Origin of the sequence: Brevibacillus sp. BD137 (genome assembly GCF_041644655.1) — a bacterium.
In the GTDB taxonomy this organism is placed as follows: Bacteria; Bacillota; Bacilli; order Brevibacillales; family Brevibacillaceae; genus Brevibacillus; species Brevibacillus brevis_D.
Genome location: NZ_JAOTNO010000001.1, coordinates 450,807 through 468,326 on the forward strand (window position 1 = coordinate 450,807; position 17,520 = coordinate 468,326).

The 17,520-nt window shown below is 48.6% G+C and carries 14 protein-coding genes; all 14 read right to left on the reverse strand.

What is annotated here, in order from left to right:
• Positions 1 to 20 precede the first annotated feature (20 nt).
• On the reverse strand, positions 21 to 1,277 hold the full coding sequence (murA, locus tag ODZ53_RS02435; RefSeq protein WP_015892094.1) for a UDP-N-acetylglucosamine 1-carboxyvinyltransferase: 1,257 nt from the start codon (positions 1,275 to 1,277) through the stop codon (positions 21 to 23).
• Between the two features lie 15 nt (positions 1,278 to 1,292).
• Entirely contained in the window at positions 1,293 to 2,198 is a 906-nt protein-coding gene (gene murB, locus ODZ53_RS02440; RefSeq protein ID WP_016740728.1) for a UDP-N-acetylmuramate dehydrogenase, read from the reverse strand.
• 102 nt (positions 2,199 to 2,300) lie between these two features.
• Positions 2,301 to 3,404 carry an undecaprenyldiphospho-muramoylpentapeptide beta-N-acetylglucosaminyltransferase gene (gene murG, locus ODZ53_RS02445; protein WP_372675789.1) on the reverse strand — a complete coding sequence of 368 codons (1,104 nt, stop codon included), beginning with the start codon at positions 3,402 to 3,404 and terminating at the stop codon, positions 2,301 to 2,303.
• 79 nt (positions 3,405 to 3,483) lie between these two features.
• Entirely contained in the window at positions 3,484 to 4,578 is a 1,095-nt protein-coding gene (spoVE, locus tag ODZ53_RS02450) for a stage V sporulation protein E (RefSeq protein ID WP_015892097.1), read from the reverse strand.
• Positions 4,579 to 4,644: 66 nt separating this feature from the next.
• Positions 4,645 to 6,009 (reverse strand): UDP-N-acetylmuramoyl-L-alanine--D-glutamate ligase, encoded by a 1,365-nt coding sequence (murD, locus tag ODZ53_RS02455; protein WP_372675790.1) that lies wholly within the window; start codon positions 6,007 to 6,009, stop codon positions 4,645 to 4,647.
• Entirely contained in the window at positions 6,006 to 6,977 is a 972-nt protein-coding gene (mraY, locus tag ODZ53_RS02460) for a phospho-N-acetylmuramoyl-pentapeptide-transferase (protein ID WP_372675791.1), read from the reverse strand. Before mraY ends, murD begins: the two co-directional genes overlap by 4 nt.
• A gap of 42 nt (positions 6,978 to 7,019) precedes the next feature.
• The gene (locus ODZ53_RS02465; protein WP_372675792.1) at positions 7,020 to 8,498 is read right to left on the reverse strand and encodes a UDP-N-acetylmuramoyl-L-alanyl-D-glutamate--2,6-diaminopimelate ligase; all 1,479 of its coding nucleotides are present in this window, start codon (positions 8,496 to 8,498) and stop codon (positions 7,020 to 7,022) included.
• 152 nt (positions 8,499 to 8,650) lie between these two features.
• Positions 8,651 to 10,579 carry a stage V sporulation protein D gene (locus ODZ53_RS02470; protein WP_087348028.1) on the reverse strand — a complete coding sequence of 643 codons (1,929 nt, stop codon included), beginning with the start codon at positions 10,577 to 10,579 and terminating at the stop codon, positions 8,651 to 8,653.
• 64 nt (positions 10,580 to 10,643) lie between these two features.
• The gene (locus ODZ53_RS02475; protein ID WP_372675793.1) at positions 10,644 to 13,109 is read right to left on the reverse strand and encodes a penicillin-binding transpeptidase domain-containing protein; all 2,466 of its coding nucleotides are present in this window, start codon (positions 13,107 to 13,109) and stop codon (positions 10,644 to 10,646) included.
• Positions 13,110 to 13,204: 95 nt separating this feature from the next.
• Positions 13,205 to 13,615: a cell division protein FtsL gene (ftsL, locus tag ODZ53_RS02480; RefSeq protein WP_173605306.1), complete on the reverse strand. Its 411-nt coding sequence runs from the start codon at positions 13,613 to 13,615 to the stop codon at positions 13,205 to 13,207.
• A gap of 33 nt (positions 13,616 to 13,648) precedes the next feature.
• Entirely contained in the window at positions 13,649 to 14,593 is a 945-nt protein-coding gene (gene rsmH / locus ODZ53_RS02485; RefSeq protein WP_087348032.1) for a 16S rRNA (cytosine(1402)-N(4))-methyltransferase RsmH, read from the reverse strand.
• 17 nt (positions 14,594 to 14,610) lie between these two features.
• Positions 14,611 to 15,042 (reverse strand): division/cell wall cluster transcriptional repressor MraZ, encoded by a 432-nt coding sequence (gene mraZ / locus ODZ53_RS02490; RefSeq protein ID WP_007717680.1) that lies wholly within the window; start codon positions 15,040 to 15,042, stop codon positions 14,611 to 14,613.
• A gap of 151 nt (positions 15,043 to 15,193) precedes the next feature.
• Complete coding sequence (locus ODZ53_RS02495) at positions 15,194 to 16,453, reverse strand: adenosylhomocysteinase (protein WP_087348034.1); 1,260 nt, start codon at positions 16,451 to 16,453, stop codon at positions 15,194 to 15,196.
• A 105-nt stretch (positions 16,454 to 16,558) separates the two neighbouring features.
• Positions 16,559 to 17,449: a LysR family transcriptional regulator gene (locus tag ODZ53_RS02500; protein ID WP_372675979.1), complete on the reverse strand. Its 891-nt coding sequence runs from the start codon at positions 17,447 to 17,449 to the stop codon at positions 16,559 to 16,561.
• Between the last annotated feature and the right edge of the window lie 71 nt (positions 17,450 to 17,520).

Genomic DNA, 17,520 nt, shown 5'->3' on the forward strand with positions numbered 1-17,520 from the left:
TGCCGCCCACTCTCCCTCGGTTACATCGATACTCGTGATATATCGGCTCCTAATTGACGCAACTGCTCTTCCAGCCGATCGTATCCACGATCAATATGATGGATCTGGTTCACCGTGGTAATACCTTCTGCAGCAAGCCCTGCGAGGACTAAGGCAGCACCTGCTCGAAGATCAGTAGCTTCGACATTCGTAGCGGTCAATTTATTGACACCCCGAATAATTGCGGAGCCAAGATCAACGTATATAGAGGCGCCCATTCGCGCCAATTCATTCACATGTTTGAATCTTCCTTCAAAAATGGTCTCTTTAATGACACTCGTTCCCCTAGCCTGTGACAGAAACACCATCAGCTGCGCCTGCAAATCGGTCGGAAACCCGGGATATGGCGAGGTGATGATCCGGTCGTAGGCACGTGGACGGGAGGTGCTTTTGATCTCCATTATATCATGGCGGGTCTTGATTTCAACACCGCAGCTACGGGCGACCTCAATCAATGCCATCAATTGCTCAGGCAGTGTATTGGTCAATTCGATATGTCCCTGTGAAATACCGACAGCCAGCAGATAAGTTCCTGTCACAATCCTGTCCGGTATGATCCGGTAACTGACGGAACGCAAACGAGGTACACCACTGATCTCAATCGTATCGGTGCCCGCCCCTCTGATCCTTGCTCCCATTGCATTCAGGAAATTCTGGAGGTCGATGATTTCCGGCTCACGTGCTGCATTACAAATTCGGGTCGTGCCTTTTGCCAGCACAGCCGCCATCATGATATTTTCCGTCGCGCCCACACTGGGGAAGGAAAGAAAGATATTGGACCCACGCAATTGTTTGGCCCGAAATGTAATGTAACCTTCCGATTCTTCGATTTTGGCTCCTAGCGCTGTCAATCCAGCCAAATGCAAGTCAATCCTGCGCTCTCCAATGTCACATCCACCTGGCCTGGAAATCGTGACCTCACCCAGACGTGCGAGGAGTGGTCCCGCCAAAAAAATCGAAGATCGCATTTGGCTCATTAAATCATCCGGCACCTGCGGGACACAGACAGACGTTGTATCCAGATCGACACATCCGTCCTCATGCTTCGTATTCGCCCCAAGCAACGTCAAGATTTCGAGCATGACCTTAATGTCTTTTAGATGGGGGACGTCATAGATATAGAATTGCCCTTCCGCGAGCACAGCAGCGGCAAGAATGGGAAGAGCAGCGTTCTTAGCACCTTGGATCCGAAGCGAACCGGACAGAGGTCTTCCGCCTTCGATCGCAAAAGTCTCCAAACTTTCACCTCCGTGTTACCCCTCGCCCACCACCAGGACTTCCGGATGCAGGTCAATCCCATTTTTCTCGAGAATCGTGCTCCGAACGTGATTAATCAAGGTGAGGACGTCGGCAGCCGTTGCTCCTCCGCAATTCACGATGAAGTTGGAGTGTTTTTCTGAAACCTGAGCTCCTCCGATCTGATAGCCCTTCAGCCCAGCTGCTTCAATCAGGCGACCTGCGTGGTCATTAGGCGGATTTCGGAACACACTGCCAGCACACGGCATCTGCAATGGCTGCGTATTGCGCCGTCGTTCCTTATTGACTGCGAGTGTGGCCGCAATCTCCTTGCGGTCGCCCGTCCTCAATTGAAAACGGGCCTCTAGCACGATCCCTTTTTGCTTTTGCAAAAGAGAAGTCCGATAGCTAAAGCTCAGTTCCTCGTTACTCAACACTTTACTTTCGCCGTTTTCGAAAAGGATCTCGGCATCAATAAGAATACGTGAAAGATCAGATCCGTGTGCCCCCGCATTCATATAGACGGCGCCGCCTACCGTACCAGGAATCCCTCCTGCAAACTCCATACCTGTTAATCCCATCTTGCCTGTCTCCACCGCCAGGCGGATCATGGAATATCCGGCACCCACACACACCTCTTCGCCCCTGAACTCACAGTGGCTCAAGCCCTCGGCCACTTTAAGCACGGCTCCACGTATCCCTCTGTCCCTCACCAGAAGGTTTGAACCGCGCCCGATTACACTCCAAGGAATTTCATGACGATGGATGATCTGCAAGGCCTTTTGCAAGGATGCTTTATCCTTGGGTTGGATTAACAAATCAGCAGGACCCCCGATCCGCCACGTTGTATGATTAGCAAGGGGTTCATCGGTCCACACTTTTTCGATTCCTGCTTGCATGAGCTCATCTGCGATTTTTTTCATTTGTGAACCTCCTGATACGTTTGCTAGGTCGGACCTAGTCTTCTCACGTGTTTGCTCCATACTATGCTTTCGCCCAGATCGGCGTGACAATCGCCTATCTGATCATTTTTTTCGTGTCATCGCCTCTAATTGACGAACGATCTCCGTCGCTGCTTGCGGCATACCCAAGGAAAGTGAACTATTTTTCATCTCTTCCCATTTCGCTGGATTGGTAAGGATATCTTCCAAGGAAAGTAGCAAGCTCTCTCCGGTAAGGTCACGCTCAACGATCACATGAGCGGCCCCTACGCGCTCCAATCCCCTTGCATTTTTCTCTTGATGGTTGTTCGTGACGTACGGGGACGGAATCAAGATCGAAGGCACACCTAGTGCCGTTATTTCTGCCAAGGTAGATGCTCCTGCGCGACCAACCAATACATACGTCGCTGCTAAAACATCCGGCATATTATGGACGAACGGAAGAACAGAAATGTTACTTGGAAGTGTTCCTCGTTCACGAAGCTGTGCCGAAATCGACTCAAAATGAACGTCGCCCGTCACATATACAAAATGAGTATCTGTGTATTTACCTAAACGCGCAACAACCGAAAGCACCGCCTCATTGATTGCACGCGCTCCCCTGCTGCCACCAAAGATCAGCACGATTTTTTTGTTATTGTCTACACCCAAAAAGCTACGACCCGCCTCGGCATTACCGTGCATAACTTCCGTTGCACGTGGATTTCCGGTCAGTACCGTTTTAGACGGGGGAAAATGGGCGAGTGATTCTTTGAACGAAACGGCCACCCGAGTAACTGAGCGAGAAAGGAACTTGTTGGTCAAGCCTGGCACTACGTTTTGCTCATGGATCAACGTTGGAATCCCCAAGCGCGAAGCTGCATATACGACTGGACCACATACGTAGCCACCCGTACCAATTACGACATCCGGTTTGAACTCGCGCAGCATTTTCTTGGCATCCCCAACAGCCCGGACGAATTTCCACAAGGTCTTCAAGTTGTCCAACGACAGCTTGCGTTTCAATCCGCTAATTTCTACGGATTGGAAAGGAATATTGGATCGCGGAACCAAACCTGCTTCCAAGCCTTTTTTACTGCCAATATACAAAAAGGCAGCCTGCGGATATTGACGAGAAACTTCCCTCGCCACCGCAAGCGCCGGATAAATATGTCCACCTGTGCCACCGCCTGTTAGGACGACACGCATTACGTTCACACCCTTTTTTGAGAAGGAGTAGCAATAGGCTGATTTACATTCTTATTGCGTACTCCTCTTGAGGTTTCTGTTATCGAGAAAAACGAGAGATGTTCAACAAGACACCTACACCAGTGAGCATCAGTGTCAGCGAAGAACCACCGTAGCTTAGGAACGGCAACGTGATTCCAGTCACCGGAAACATTCCTGTCACAACACCAATATTGATGACAACCTGGATGGCAATCATACCAATGATCCCTAGCGCAAGCAGGCTTCCGAACAAATCTGGAGCCGTAATTGCCGTTCGCATTCCCCTCCACAACAAGAGGAGGAATAGCAGGAGAATGAGCGTGCCTCCGATAAAGCCCAGCTCCTCCGCGACAATCGAGAAAATAAAATCATTGTAAGGCTCAGGCAAGTACAGATGCTTCTGTCTGCTTTGTCCAAGGCCAAGACCCAACAAACCTCCGGGGCCTATTGCGTAAAGAGATTGGATGATTTGATAGCCCGTATTGAGCGGATCAGACCACGGATCGAGGAAGGACGTAATCCTTTTGATTCGATAAGGTGCTGACAAAACCAAGCCGATGAAGCCAACAACTCCGATCATTCCCAAACCGACAAAATGACTAATCCGTGCACCTGACGCAAAAATCATAACGACGGCGGTTCCCATCAAAACCGTCCCGGTTCCCAAATCCGGTTGCAGCATGATCAAGCCAAAACACAGAACGGGAATTCCCAAGGCAGGCAGAAGACCTTTTCGGAATAAGACAATTTGCTTCTGATTATCTGAGAGCCACTTCGCCAGGAATGCAACGACGCCCAGTTTCGCAAATTCCCCTGGTTGAATTCCAAAAGCACCGAAACCAAGCCAGCTTTTCGAGCCATTTACTTCGATCCCGATGATCAAAACCAAAATCAACAGACCGATGCTTACCAAATACCCTGGCTTGGCCCATTGCTTCCACACCCAGTAATCGATATTCATCGTAATGTACATGGATGTAATCCCTAACAGAGCGAAGATCAGTTGCCGCTTGGCGAAAAAATACGGATCGGAAAACGGCGGCTTTTGCGCCACGATCGCGCTGGCGCTATACACCATCACGATGCCAATTCCCAATAAAAAAAGTGTTGCAAAAATAATTACGAAGTCGGGGGCAGAGCGTACCTTGCTCATTGTGCCAGGTCATCCTTTCTCATGCCGTCCCGCTTTTGTCATATTCGTGATGGTACCAGTGGGACGTTATGCTAGGCTTGTTTTAAGTCTATGCACGCCGTCCTTAAACATGCTCCCCCTTGTCTCAAACGAAGGAAACATGTCCCAACTCGCACAAGCAGGGCTCAGTAAGACCACATCACCTGATTCGGCCAACTGGGAAGCAGCAAGAACGGCTTTTTCCACAGTATCGACATGGATCCGCTCATTAATCCCTGCTTCCTGCGCACGTTCCAGTAAAATCGGAGCCGTTTGCCCGAGAGCGATGACTGCTTTTACCCGACCTTGGATCACAGGCAGCAGTTCCCGAAAATCAACACCACGATCCAGCCCACCGCAAATCCATACGACCGGCTCCTTGCACGCTTGCAAAGCGCGGGATGCCGCTTCCGGGTTGGTCGCTTTTGAATCATTGAAGTATTTGACACCGCGAATCAAATCCACGAACTCCATCCGGTGCTCTACCCCTGGGAAGGTAGTAAGAACTTGTACAATCGATTGCTTGTCCGCGCCTGCGAGCTTCGCAACCAGAATCGCTGCAAGTGCGTTGTCCAAATGAGGAACGGTAATATCCGCGATCGCAACGATTGGCTCTGTATTCCCATTCCCATCCGCAAACAGGATCAAACCATCCTTGACAAAAGCTCCCTTTGGCACCTCTTGACTCTTGCTAAAGTAGTAGATGGATGCAGGGAGGTCTTTGCATTTTTCTACGATCTCTGATTGGTCATATGGCAAAATAGCTGCGTCATCTGCCGTTTGGTTAGCAAACATTTTCAGTTTGGCTGCCAAATACTCTTCCATGGTGTGATGGTAATCCAAATGAGCAGGATACAGATTGAGCAAAACACCGATATGCGGGCGGAACTCTCTCGTCCCCATCAGTTGGAAGCTACTCAATTCAGCAACGAGCCATTCGTCGGGACCAGCTTCCTCCGCCAGACCGCACAATACGGTCCCAATGTTGCCTCCTACCTTCGCATCCAGACCCGCTTCTTTGAAAATCAGTCCGACGAGCGTCGTAGTCGTGGTCTTGCCATTGGAGCCTGTAATGCCGATAATCGGTGCCTTGGCAATCTGGGAGGCCAGCTCCACCTCCGTCACAACAGGAATACCGAGTGCCTGCGCCTGCTTGACGGGTGCTGCTTCATACGGAATCCCCGGATTTTTGACCACAAGGGATACGCCTTCATGAATGAGATCATCGGGATGATAACCACAAATGACCGGAATCCCCAACGATTCCAGCTCTTCTACCCCGACCGCTTCTTCACGTGGCTTTTTATCATTTACGACGACATGAGCACCAAAGCGGTGTAGCAGTTTTGCCACTGCGACACCGCTCTTTGCCATACCAATAACGACGACATGCTTATTATGAAAACGCATCATCTGATTGTCACCACCTCAAGGTATACACCCAATCCAGCAAAGAACATACCGACGAGCCAAAACGTGACAACCACGCGCCACTCTGACCAGCCTGTTAATTCAAAATGATGATGCAGGGGACTCATACGGAAAATACGCTTTCCACGTGTCTTAAAGGAGACTACCTGCATAATAACAGAGAGCGTCTCGACAACGAATACCCCACCGATAATAGCCAAAAGTAATTCCGTCTTGGTCATGATTGCAATTCCCGCGAGCGCTCCACCAAGTCCAAGTGAACCCGTATCACCCATGAAGACGCGTGCCGGATGCGCATTGAAGACGAGGAAGCCAAGTACCGCACCTACAACAGCCGCACTAAAAATAGCAGTGTCATAATCTTGACCAAACCATGCGATGATCGCATAAGCACCAAAAGCAATAGCTCCCGTCCCTGCCAATAGTCCATCCAATCCATCTGTGATGTTAACGGCATTCGTTGTACCTACCAAGAGGAACAACAGGAATGGGAAGTAAAAATAGCCGAGCTCGAGCTTCCACGGTGTACCTGGCAGATGGATGGACGTGTCATGCCCCATCATAAGCAGCAAAATATAAGCGCCGATTGCCAAGACAATCTGACCAGCAAACTTCTGTTTGGCAGTCAACCCGAGGTTGCGTTTTTTCTTGATTTTGATGAAATCATCCAAAAACCCGATTAAACCGTATCCGAGGGTCACCAATAACAGGAAGTAATTTTCCATTTTCGCATTGGCAAACTTCAACACGGTAAATATGAGTGCCAAAAGAATGATGGTGCCTCCCATGGTGGGAGTTCCAGCCTTCTTAAAATGGGATTGCGGTCCTTCCTCACGAATTGCCTGCCCAAATTTCAGGCGGCGAAGGAAGGGAATAAACAATGGGCCAATGAGTACGGCGATGAGAAACGCAGCGACGATCGTGACGATTAGGACGTTGTCAACGAACATGCCCGAGCCTCCTTTCTTTCGATGCAGTGTGTGGCATCTGTTCTAGTCTTGGTTGTACCGGGCAATCGCTTCGCGCGCAACTTCACGGTCATCGAAGGGCAGCACCTGGTCTTTAATAATTTGATACGTTTCGTGTCCTTTTCCGGCGATCAAGATCACATCGTCCGGATTTGCAAGCGAAACTGCATGGGCAATGGCTTCGCGTCGGTCTGTCAGTGCCGTATAACGATCAGGTGCCACTTCTGACAAACCAGCAAGCATGTCATCGAGAATGGCCTGCGGCTCCTCCGAGCGTGGATTATCTGATGTTAAGACGGTCAGATCAGCATATTTCGTTGCAATTTGCGCCATGATTGGGCGTTTGGTTCGATCCCTATCGCCTCCGCAGCCTACAATGCAAAATACGTTGCCACGGGCAAATTCCTTGACAGTCATCAATGCATTTTCCAAGCTGTCTGGTGTGTGGGAGTAGTCGACAAGCACCGCAAACGGCTGACCAGCATCTACTGCTTCAAATCGCCCATTTACGCCCGCTACCTCTTCCAGGCTCGCCTTAATCTCTTCGAGTGGAATACCTTCTGCGAGTGTAACCGCGATGGCTGCCAAAGCGTTATACACATTGAACTTTCCCATCAGCTTCAAGTTCAGACGCACACTGCCAGCGAAGCTTTCGACTGTAAAAGAAGTTCCTTTACTTGTGATTTCGATTTGTTTTGCCCTTACATCTGCTGGTTGATCGATGCCGTATGTAATGACTCGCGCCGGTGTAACGGTGGCATATAATTCGGACGCCTCATCATCGGCATTCAGTACAGCTGTTTTTAGACGGTCTGTGTCATAGCCGTTGCCCAGCTGGGAAAACAATAATGATTTGGCGTAGCGATAGTTTTCCATCGTTTTATGGTAGTCGAGGTGATCCTGCGTCAGGTTGGTAAAAACCGCTGTATGGATTTCGCATCCGCGGACTCTTCCCAGCTCCAGTGCATGAGAGGAAACCTCAATAATCGCATAGTCTGTGTTTACATCGCACATGCGACGAAAGCTTCTTTGCAAATCTATGGCATCTGGAGTCGTATTTTTGACTTCCTCCGTAACGTCTCCAATTCTCATATGGATCGTTCCGATTAAGCCTGTTTGCTTGCTTTGATCGCGCAAAATTTTGTCGATCAGATGCGTTGTGGTCGTCTTGCCATTTGTCCCGGTTACGCCAATGACTTTTACTTCTTTCGTGGGAGATCCGAAAATACGATCAGCCAGCATAGCCATTGCCCGCCGGGTATCCGGTACTTTGACAATAGTCGCTGGCACGTCCAGATCTTGTTCGGATAACACGGCGACGGCACCATTCTTCACCGCCTGGGCCGCAAACGTATGTCCATCCACGGTATATCCAGTTAGACAGACAAACAAGTAGCCGGGCTTTACCTGGCGCGAGTCTGCTGTCAAACCCGTAATCTCCATGCTGTCATCCCCCGAAACCGTTACTGGCAACAAAGGCATGAGCAGATCCCGTAGAAACATGAAACAGGCACCCCATTCTCCAACTAGTATAGACAGAAATTTGAACATTTGTACTTGGCTACGCCGATCATTTAGGCGCAGTCTTGATGAACAAAGGCAGAGCGAACGTAGACAAGCCTACTCCCCTCCGCCTTCGAAATCTCATTTTATAGCTAATTGGTCGATTTGTCACCAAGGTATATGCGAATTTTTCCGCCCTCATCAATTTTTACTCCAGGTGCTGGGGACTGCTGGATAACGTACTGACCTTTACCTGAAACGACTAGCGGCAGAGTATCATACGTTGTCACTACGTCTCTCATGGATTGTCCGACCATGTTTGGTACTTCGATTGGCGCCCGTTCTCCCAGTGCTTTGTTAATTTCCTTGGGGATGCCATCTTTTCGTTTGGGTACATTCAAATGCTGTAGGGAGGATTCCATGATACTTTTTACACTCGGGGCAGCAATCAATCCACCAAACGCCAGTGCTTTCGGATTATCTACAGCGAAATATACGACGAGCTGTGGATCATCAGCCGGCGCAAAACCGATAAACGACACGATGTATTCGCCATCGACGTAACGGCCGTTTTTTACTTTTTGCGCGGTTCCCGTCTTACCTCCTACTCGATACCCCTCAATAAATGCCTTATTTCCCGTTCCTTGCGCGACCACACTTTCCAGCGCATGCCGAACTTTGGCCGAGGTCTCCTCGGTAATCACCTGTCGAACCTCTGTCGGCAAAGTCCTCGCTACCACATCGTGTGTCACACTATCCCGCCATTCTTTGGCGACAAACGGCTTCATAAGTTTGCCACCATTGATAGCGGCTGAGACCGCAGCCATTTGTTGGATCGGCGTTACCGAAACCCCTTGACCGAAAGAAGTCGTCCCCAGCTCTACGGGTCCCACTTTTTTCAAGTTGAATAACAGCCCGTTTTCTTCGCCGATCAAATCGATCCCTGTCTTTTGTCCGAAGCCAAATTTTTTGATGTAGTCAAAAAGTCGTTCTTTTTGAAGTCGCTGGCCCATCGTCACGAAGCCAGGGTTACAAGAATTCTCTACCACTTCCAGCATTGTTTCCTGTCCATGCCCCTGACGCTTCCAGCAACGCAATCGCTTCCCTGCCACGTTTATGAATCCCGGATCGTAGAAGCCTTCATTCAGATTGATAACGCCTTCGTTTAACGCAGCGGCCAGTGTCACAATCTTGAATGTGGAACCAGGCTCGTATGTTTTCCAGATAGGGAGATTTCTATTGTACACCTCAGAAGGATAGTCCCTGTACGCATCCGGTTGAAAAGTCGGGCGACTCCCCATCCCCAATATTTCCCCTGTCTTTGGATTCATCGCGATCGCCAGAACATCATCTGGCTGATAAGCGACTACTGCCTGATCCAGCTCGCGTTCGATAAACGATTGGATGGCACTGTCGAGTGTTAAATACATGTCCATCCCATTCACGGGTGCTACGTAGTCTTCGGTTCCACCTGGCAGTACGCGCCCTTTGGCATCTGAAGGAAATGAGATATGTCCCTCGGTCCCCTTCAAGAAGGGATCATAAATTTTTTCAAGACCTGTCAACCCTTGATTGTCAATGCCTGTGAAACCAAGTATATGGGCTGCCATTGTTCCGTTCGGGTAAAAACGCTTCGTATCCCCTGCCAAGTATATCCCTGGCAAATTCAATTCTTGTATTTTCCTCGCCTTTTCAACAGACAGTTTTCTTCCACCTGGAATCTGGTTGTTGCTCATTGCTTTTTTCGTAATGGCACGAAATACATCTTCTTCTTTTTGCTCCAAAATGACGGCGAGCTGTCTCGCTGTTTCTTTCGGGTCTTTGATTTGCGCCCCTACCGATACCAGTGTAGGCACGGTCATATTCGTCACGAGCTCATTTCCGCTTCTGTCTAAAATGCGACCACGATTGGGTTGAAATTTAATCTCTCGTTTGAGAAGTTCATCTGACATCTGCGAGAGTTTCGGTCCTTCTATCAATTGAACATAACCCAAACGGGTGACAAGTGCCGAATACAAAACGACTCCTACAATCAAGATTATGAAAATGCGACGGCGTACAGTAGCATTGGATACCCGCAAAGCGAGTCCCCCCTCAAATAGGTTGTCTCTTCTTAACCTTATTCGCAGGGGGGACTAGTTAGAACTATGGAGTTGTCGGTGTTTGCGTTGATTGGTCTCCTGGTTTGTCAGGAGGTGGTGCCTGTCCAGAAGCTGGCGGCTGTACTGCTTCACCTTGCCCGGTTTGCTGACCGGAAGATGGTGGAGCCGGATTATTTCCTCCTGTTGGATTTGAAGGAGGATTCGTTCCTGTATTGTTCGGCGTTGTTGTAGCAGGCACTGTGCTGCCCTCCTGACTAGAAGGAGGTGTTGCCGGTACAGGTGGTTCCGACACAGATTGCAGCGTCACCTGAAGCAGCTCTGTACCCTTGAGCACCGTTCCCGGAGGAATACTTTGTTGGGTGACGAAGCCAGTTCCAGTCGATTTCACTGCGAGATTGATCAAAGAGGTGAACTCCATAACGTCCCGCAATGATTTTCCTTTGAAGTCAGGCATCTTCGTTCCGTTTACCCTGTCCGTTACAAGGATGATCTGTTCACCTGGAACGACCTGATTATAAGCTTCGGGATATTGTTTGACGATTTTCGTACCTGTTCCGGCTACCGTGACCGTCAAATTGTCCTGCTTCGCCCGCAATTGTGCGGCTGTCGTGGACATCTCTTCAAACTTAGGCAATGTCTTCTGTGTAGCTGGCGAGGATGCCAGCGCTGCCTGTACTTCTTTTTTCGGCGTCTGTTTTTCAATATTCTTAACTACCGACAGATCAGGCTGCTGCTGCAAATATTGCAGGCTGCGCTCCATGATCGTTGTAAACATCGGCGCAAGCATCATTTGGCCCCACAATGCATACCATGCATCTGTTTTCGGATCGTCAATGACAACATAAACCAACAGCTTCGGATTGTCTTTTGGCGCAAAACCGATGAAGGAAACCACGTAACGACCTTCCAAAATTTTCCCATTGTTAGGATTATATTTTTGTGCAGTTCCTGTCTTTCCTGCGACTTGATACCCTTCGATCTGATATAGTGTACCAGTTCCAGGTTTTTCTGAGACAACCTTACCCAAAATGTCGCGTGTCTGTTTTGCAGTCGCTTCGCTTACGACCCGATCCACAACCTCACGTTGCGTGCGTTCGACAACGGCCCCTGTGTGAGGATCACGCATTTCTTTTAAGATATGAGGTTTTAGAAGCTCTCCTCCATTCGCGATCGCTCCCACAGCGGCAACCTGCTGGATCGCCGTAACCGTCGCTGCTTGACCATACGTTGTTGCAGCCCAGTCACGCGGTGACTTAGGTTTTTCCAAGTTGATCAAATTTCCTGCTTTTTCGTAAGGAAGCTCAATTCCAGTTGTTTGACCCATCCCGAATTTTTTGAAGTATTTCTTTAGACCCTCCAACTTCAACCGTTCATAACCCAACTTAACGAACAATACGTTACTCGATCGCTGAACCCCTTCTAAAAAGCTGATGGTTCCCCAACCGAGACCATTGTTGTGGTCACGGATCGGAATCTGCCCCTTGATAGTGTAAGCACCTGATTGATAGGTTTCATTCTGATTAAACATTTTTTCTTCAATCGCTGCCGCCAGCGTAATAATCTTAAACGTTGAGCCCGGCTCAAACATCGTGGTGACCGCATGGTTGTTGTAGTTTTCAATCCCGTTGTAGTACGTATTCGGATTAAACGTAGAGCGGTTGCCCATCGCCAATACCTCGCCCGTTTGCGGGTCGGCTACAACGACCGTCATGCCCTGCGGCTTGTACTGCTGTTCCACCTTATCAAGGGCTTGTTCTACATAATCCTGTATCTGGCGATCAATGGTAAGATATACATCTACGCCGTCTATTGCCGGAGTGTACTCTCCTTCTCCGTCCGGCAGCTGATAGCCTGCGCGATCCTTTTGGTAGGCAATATGTCCCTTTTTGCCAGCCAATTTGTCGTTAAATTGCAGCTCGATCCCCATTTTCGGTTCATCATACAAATCAAGATAACCGATCACATGGGAAGCGAAGGCGTTATTCGGATAAACCCGGCGAGTCGTTTCAGTCAAATAGATTCCTGGGAGCTGATTCTTTTTGAGCTTCTCACCACTTGGCAGTGTCGGAAATTGCAAATTTAGAATTCGGTTCCTTTGCTCTTCACTGATCTTTAGGCCGTAGCGTCCCAATTCCACGACATTGTTCGGCTTGGTCAAATTCTTCACCAATTCCGGAACAGGCGCATTCAAAATAGGAGCCAGCATATTCGCTGTGTAGTAAGGATCTTTCACAAAATCTTCGTCTTTATCATTGCTCGGCTTCAGTTTTGCGTTTACCGTGTACGCCTTCCCGTTATAAGCCAAAATCTCGCCGTTTCGATCATAGATCGCCCCGCGCTTGGGCTTCAAGACTTGCTCCCTGTCCCACTGTACTTGAGCCATCCCCATGATTTTGGTAGCTTTGACGGTCTGAAGCCAGTAGATTCGAAAGCTCAACGTCGAAAAAATCAAAATCGTACATAAGGCTACCATAAGAATTCGCCAATTTACTTTTCGCTTCCATTCCATCTCCGTTCATCTCCATCGCATCAAAGATCGCCCGCTCCCTAAGCTAACTGGCCCAGCTAAGAAAAAATGTTACCGCACATAAGGCGCAGTAACATTTAAGGTTTTTTGGGTTGTGGTTTTGGCAGACTCGCCTGTACTTCTGGGTTCCCGATCGTATGTACAGCTGCTGGATTGTATACCATCCCCTGCTTCTCTGCTTCTTTTTGCAGGCGATCCCGGTTGGTCATTTGTTCAATTTGCAATTTCAACGTTGCATTTTTTTCGGCCGTCACACGGTTTTCATGTTTGGTGGTCTGGATTTCGTAATTCAACTGGGAAATTTGCGAGTAGCGGACACCCACTAGACCCAAGCCGACGACGGTTAACGAGATAAATAAGAGATACAGCAATTTTTCTCCGGTCGGAATCGTTGGCTTGATTCGGACCGTGCGCTTTGTTGTTTTCGTTACAGAGCGGGATTGTTGTTCCAGCTCCATAGCTAAATTCCCTCGGTAGTAATAACTCATCGCTTCTCCCTCCCCTTTCTCGTCGATCCCGGTCTACAGCTTCTCCGCTACCCGTAGTTTAGCTGATCGTGCACGTTTGTTTGCTTCTAATTCTTCTTCTGATGGCAAAATCGGCTTTCTTGTAATGACTTTTACTACCGCTTTATTTCCGCATGTACAAATCGGAAAGGCTGGCGGGCACGTGCACCCTTTTGAAAAGTCTTGATAAATTTGCTTGCAGATTCTGTCCTCTAAGGAATGAAACGTAATGACACTTACGCGACCTTCTGGATTCAAAACCTCAATTGCATCGACGACGGCCTCTTTGAATGCATCCAATTCATCATTGACAGCGATCCGAATTGCCTGAAAGGTACGCTTCGCCGGATGGGGTCCGGTACGGCGCGCAGCGGCAGGAATTCCTTCCTTAATCAACTCAACGAGTTCACCTGTTGTTTGGATCGGCTGCTTCTTCCTTTGTTGAACGATTTGCCGGGCAATTCGGCGGGAAAATTTCTCTTCACCATAGAGCCAAATGATCTTGGCAATCTCTTCTTCATCCCACTCATTGATAATGTCATAGGCGGACAATGGCGCTTGCTGGTCCATTCTCATATCCAAGGGCGCATCAGCATTGTAGCTGAAGCCGCGCTCTCCCTCGTCCAATTGTGGAGAGGATACCCCGAGGTCAAATAACACCCCGTCTACACCAGCCAAGCCTAAATCTCTCACAATGTCTTTGATATGGCGGAAGTTGCTCTTTACCAGCGTGACTCTGTCCATATAGGAAGCGAGTCTTTCGCGGGCATTATCCAGTGCCCAGTCGTCCTGATCGATGGCGATAAGTCGACCGCCCTCCGTCAGCTTGGAAGCAATCAAACTGCTATGCCCAGCTCCGCCGAGTGTACAGTCTACATAAATGCCCCCAGGACGAATATTTAGCCCTTGGACAGCCTCATCCATCAAAACGGTTACGTGATGAAACGACAATGTCGTCACTCCTGTTCTTCTCGCTGCTACAAATTAAAATCAACCAGTTTTTCGGCAATTTCTCCAAAAGAGCCTTCTGACTGGGCAAAATAATCTTCCCAGCGTTCCTTGCTCCATACCTCTACACGGTTTGATACCCCGATGATCACACATTCTTTTTGCATGCCTGCATGCTCACGTAAATTGGGGGGTATGTTTACCCTTCCCTGCTTGTCCCACTCGCATTCGGTGGCACCTGAAAAGAAAAATCGTGTAAATGCGCGAGCATCTGCTTTTGTAAATGGGAGAGACTTAAGTCTTTCCTCTAGTTGTTTCCACTCATCTTGCGGATAAGCAAACAAACATTGGTCCAGGCCGCGGGTAATAACAAAGGAAGTACCGAGCCCTTCACGGAATTTGGCTGGGATCGTCAGGCGGCCTTTTTCGTCGATGCTGTGCTGATATTCCCCCATGAACACGCCCTAGTCCCCCACTTTCCTGTCGGTTGGCTCCACTTTCCCCCACTTTTCCCCACCTAGTACCTATTTGTTATTATAAAAAAAAATCCTGCGTTTGTATGCAGGATTTTTTCGCATATTTTTTTGCCGGGAAAAGACGGGATTCGAGGAACTATTCGACCCAGCTTTCCAGGTAGGATTTTTGCGCATCTGTCAATTTGTCGATTCCGATGTTCAGAGCTTCCAGCTTGTACTGAGCCACCATTTGATCCAACTCGAATGGTACGTTCAGCACCTTTTTGCCAATGTTTTTGTACTGTTCATTGACATAAGCCAAGGATACCGCTTGCAAAGCAAAGGTCATATCCATGATTTCAGCCGGATGTCCGTCGCCAGCAGCCAGGTTCACGAGGCGGCCTTCTGCGAGCAGATACACTTTTCGACCATCATTCAAGACAAATTCTTCAATATCTTTACGCACAATACGGGAAGAAGTCGACATGGCATTCAGGTCAACCTTGTTTACTTCGACATCGAAGTGACCTGCGTTGGACAAGATTGCGCCATCTTTCATCACAGCAAAATGCTCTTTGCTGATGATATCGCGGTTACCTGTCACTGTTACGAAGTAGTCACCATGCTTCGCAGCTTCGAGCATTGGCATTACTTCAAATCCATCCATGTAAGCTTCTACCGCTTTGATTGGGTCGATTTCGGTTACGATTACTTTTGCGCCCAAACCTTTTGCACGCATTGCTACACCTTTACCGCACCAGCCATAGCCTGCTACCACAACTGTTTTACCAGCAACTACGAGGTTTGTTGTACGGTTGATACCATCCCATACGGATTGACCCGTACCATAGCGGTTGTCGAACAAGTATTTGCAGAATGCATCGTTTACGGCAACCATTGGGAACTCCAGCTTGCCTTCTTTCTCCAACGCTTTCAGGCGCAAAATACCTGTTGTCGTTTCTTCCGCACCACCGCGCACTTGAGACAGCAGATCACGGCGCTCGCTGTGCAAAATCGTGATCAGGTCGCCACCGTCATCAATGATCAGATCAGGACGAGTTTCCAGCGTTTTGATCAGATGCTCTTTGTATTCAGCAGGATCTGGATTGTATTTCGCAAATACGCGAATACCGTCTTCCACCAATGCTGCACAAATATCATCTTGTGTGGACAGCGGGTTGGAACCAGTAATGGTTACTTCAGCCCCACCAGCTTGAACTACTTTTGCCAGATAAGCTGTTTTTGCTTCCAAGTGCAAGGAGATCGCAACTTTCAGGCCTGCAAACGGCTGCTCTTTTTCAAAGCGCTCACGAATGCGGTTTAAGACAGGCATGTGTTCTTTTACCCAATCAATTTTCAGATGGCCGTTGTGCGCCAACGCCATATCTTTTACGATGCTTTCAGATACTGTGTTCATGTACGGATGGACCTCCTTTTATCTCATAAAGCAACCTTGTCTATCATATCATACGCAAGTTCGACCATCATCAGTTTTTCCAATTATTTTCCTATTAGAGGCAGTTTACGCTCCGCGGTTTTCTACCGTAAGTAGCTCCAAAAAGCGTAACAAAGCCTGCGGCATCCATTTCTTTTTATGGTAGACCAACTGTCGGAAAACACGGATATCCGGATGGGAAAACGAGAGTATTACTAGTGTACCATTTTTTACTTCTTCTTGTACGACAATTTTCGGAAGTAACGCAATTCCTAAATCATAGGCAACGCATTGTTTAATCGCTTCCAGACTGCCAAATTCAAAAGAAGATTCCACGGTGGCGCCGGCTTCACGTAACACCGATTCCATCATCCCGCGGTAACTGCATCCCTTTTCTGTAAAAATCCAGGTTTCTCCGGTAAAATCATGGGTTTCTACCTTCTCTTTTTTCACAAGCGGATGGGTAGGGGCAGCAACAACACCTAGTTTTTCCTCACCTAAAACGACATTTGCCAGCTCAGATTGATCTTGTAGCCAATCGAGCACAAAAGCGAAATCGAACTTCCCTTCCTTTACTCCCTGCCTCAAGTCTTGGCAGATGCCCGGTGCAAGCATGATCCGCATACGCGGCTGCTCCAAGCGGAATTTTTGCAAATAAGGGGGTAAATAAAAGGCTGCCAATGACTCCACTGTTCCGATACGCAACGTTCCTGCCAGTTGCGCTTGCTCTGACAGATTCGCTTTTGCCTCATCTAATACGGCTTGTAGCTGTTCGCTGTAGCCGAGAAGCACTTCGCCTGCATGGGTAAGCCTGATCTTTTTGCCCCAACGCTCGAATAGACTGACACCGAACTCCGACTCCAGATTTTGAATTTGGGTCGTCACACTCGACTGCGCGTAACCCAACACTTCTGCTGCACGAGTAAAGCTTTGGCATTTTGCTACTTCACGGAAGGTTTGCAAATAACGAGTGTCCAGATTCCCCCCTCATTTCATCGAAAAAATCGATTTGAATCATCTAATATTATAGATAACTCCGATAATTATGT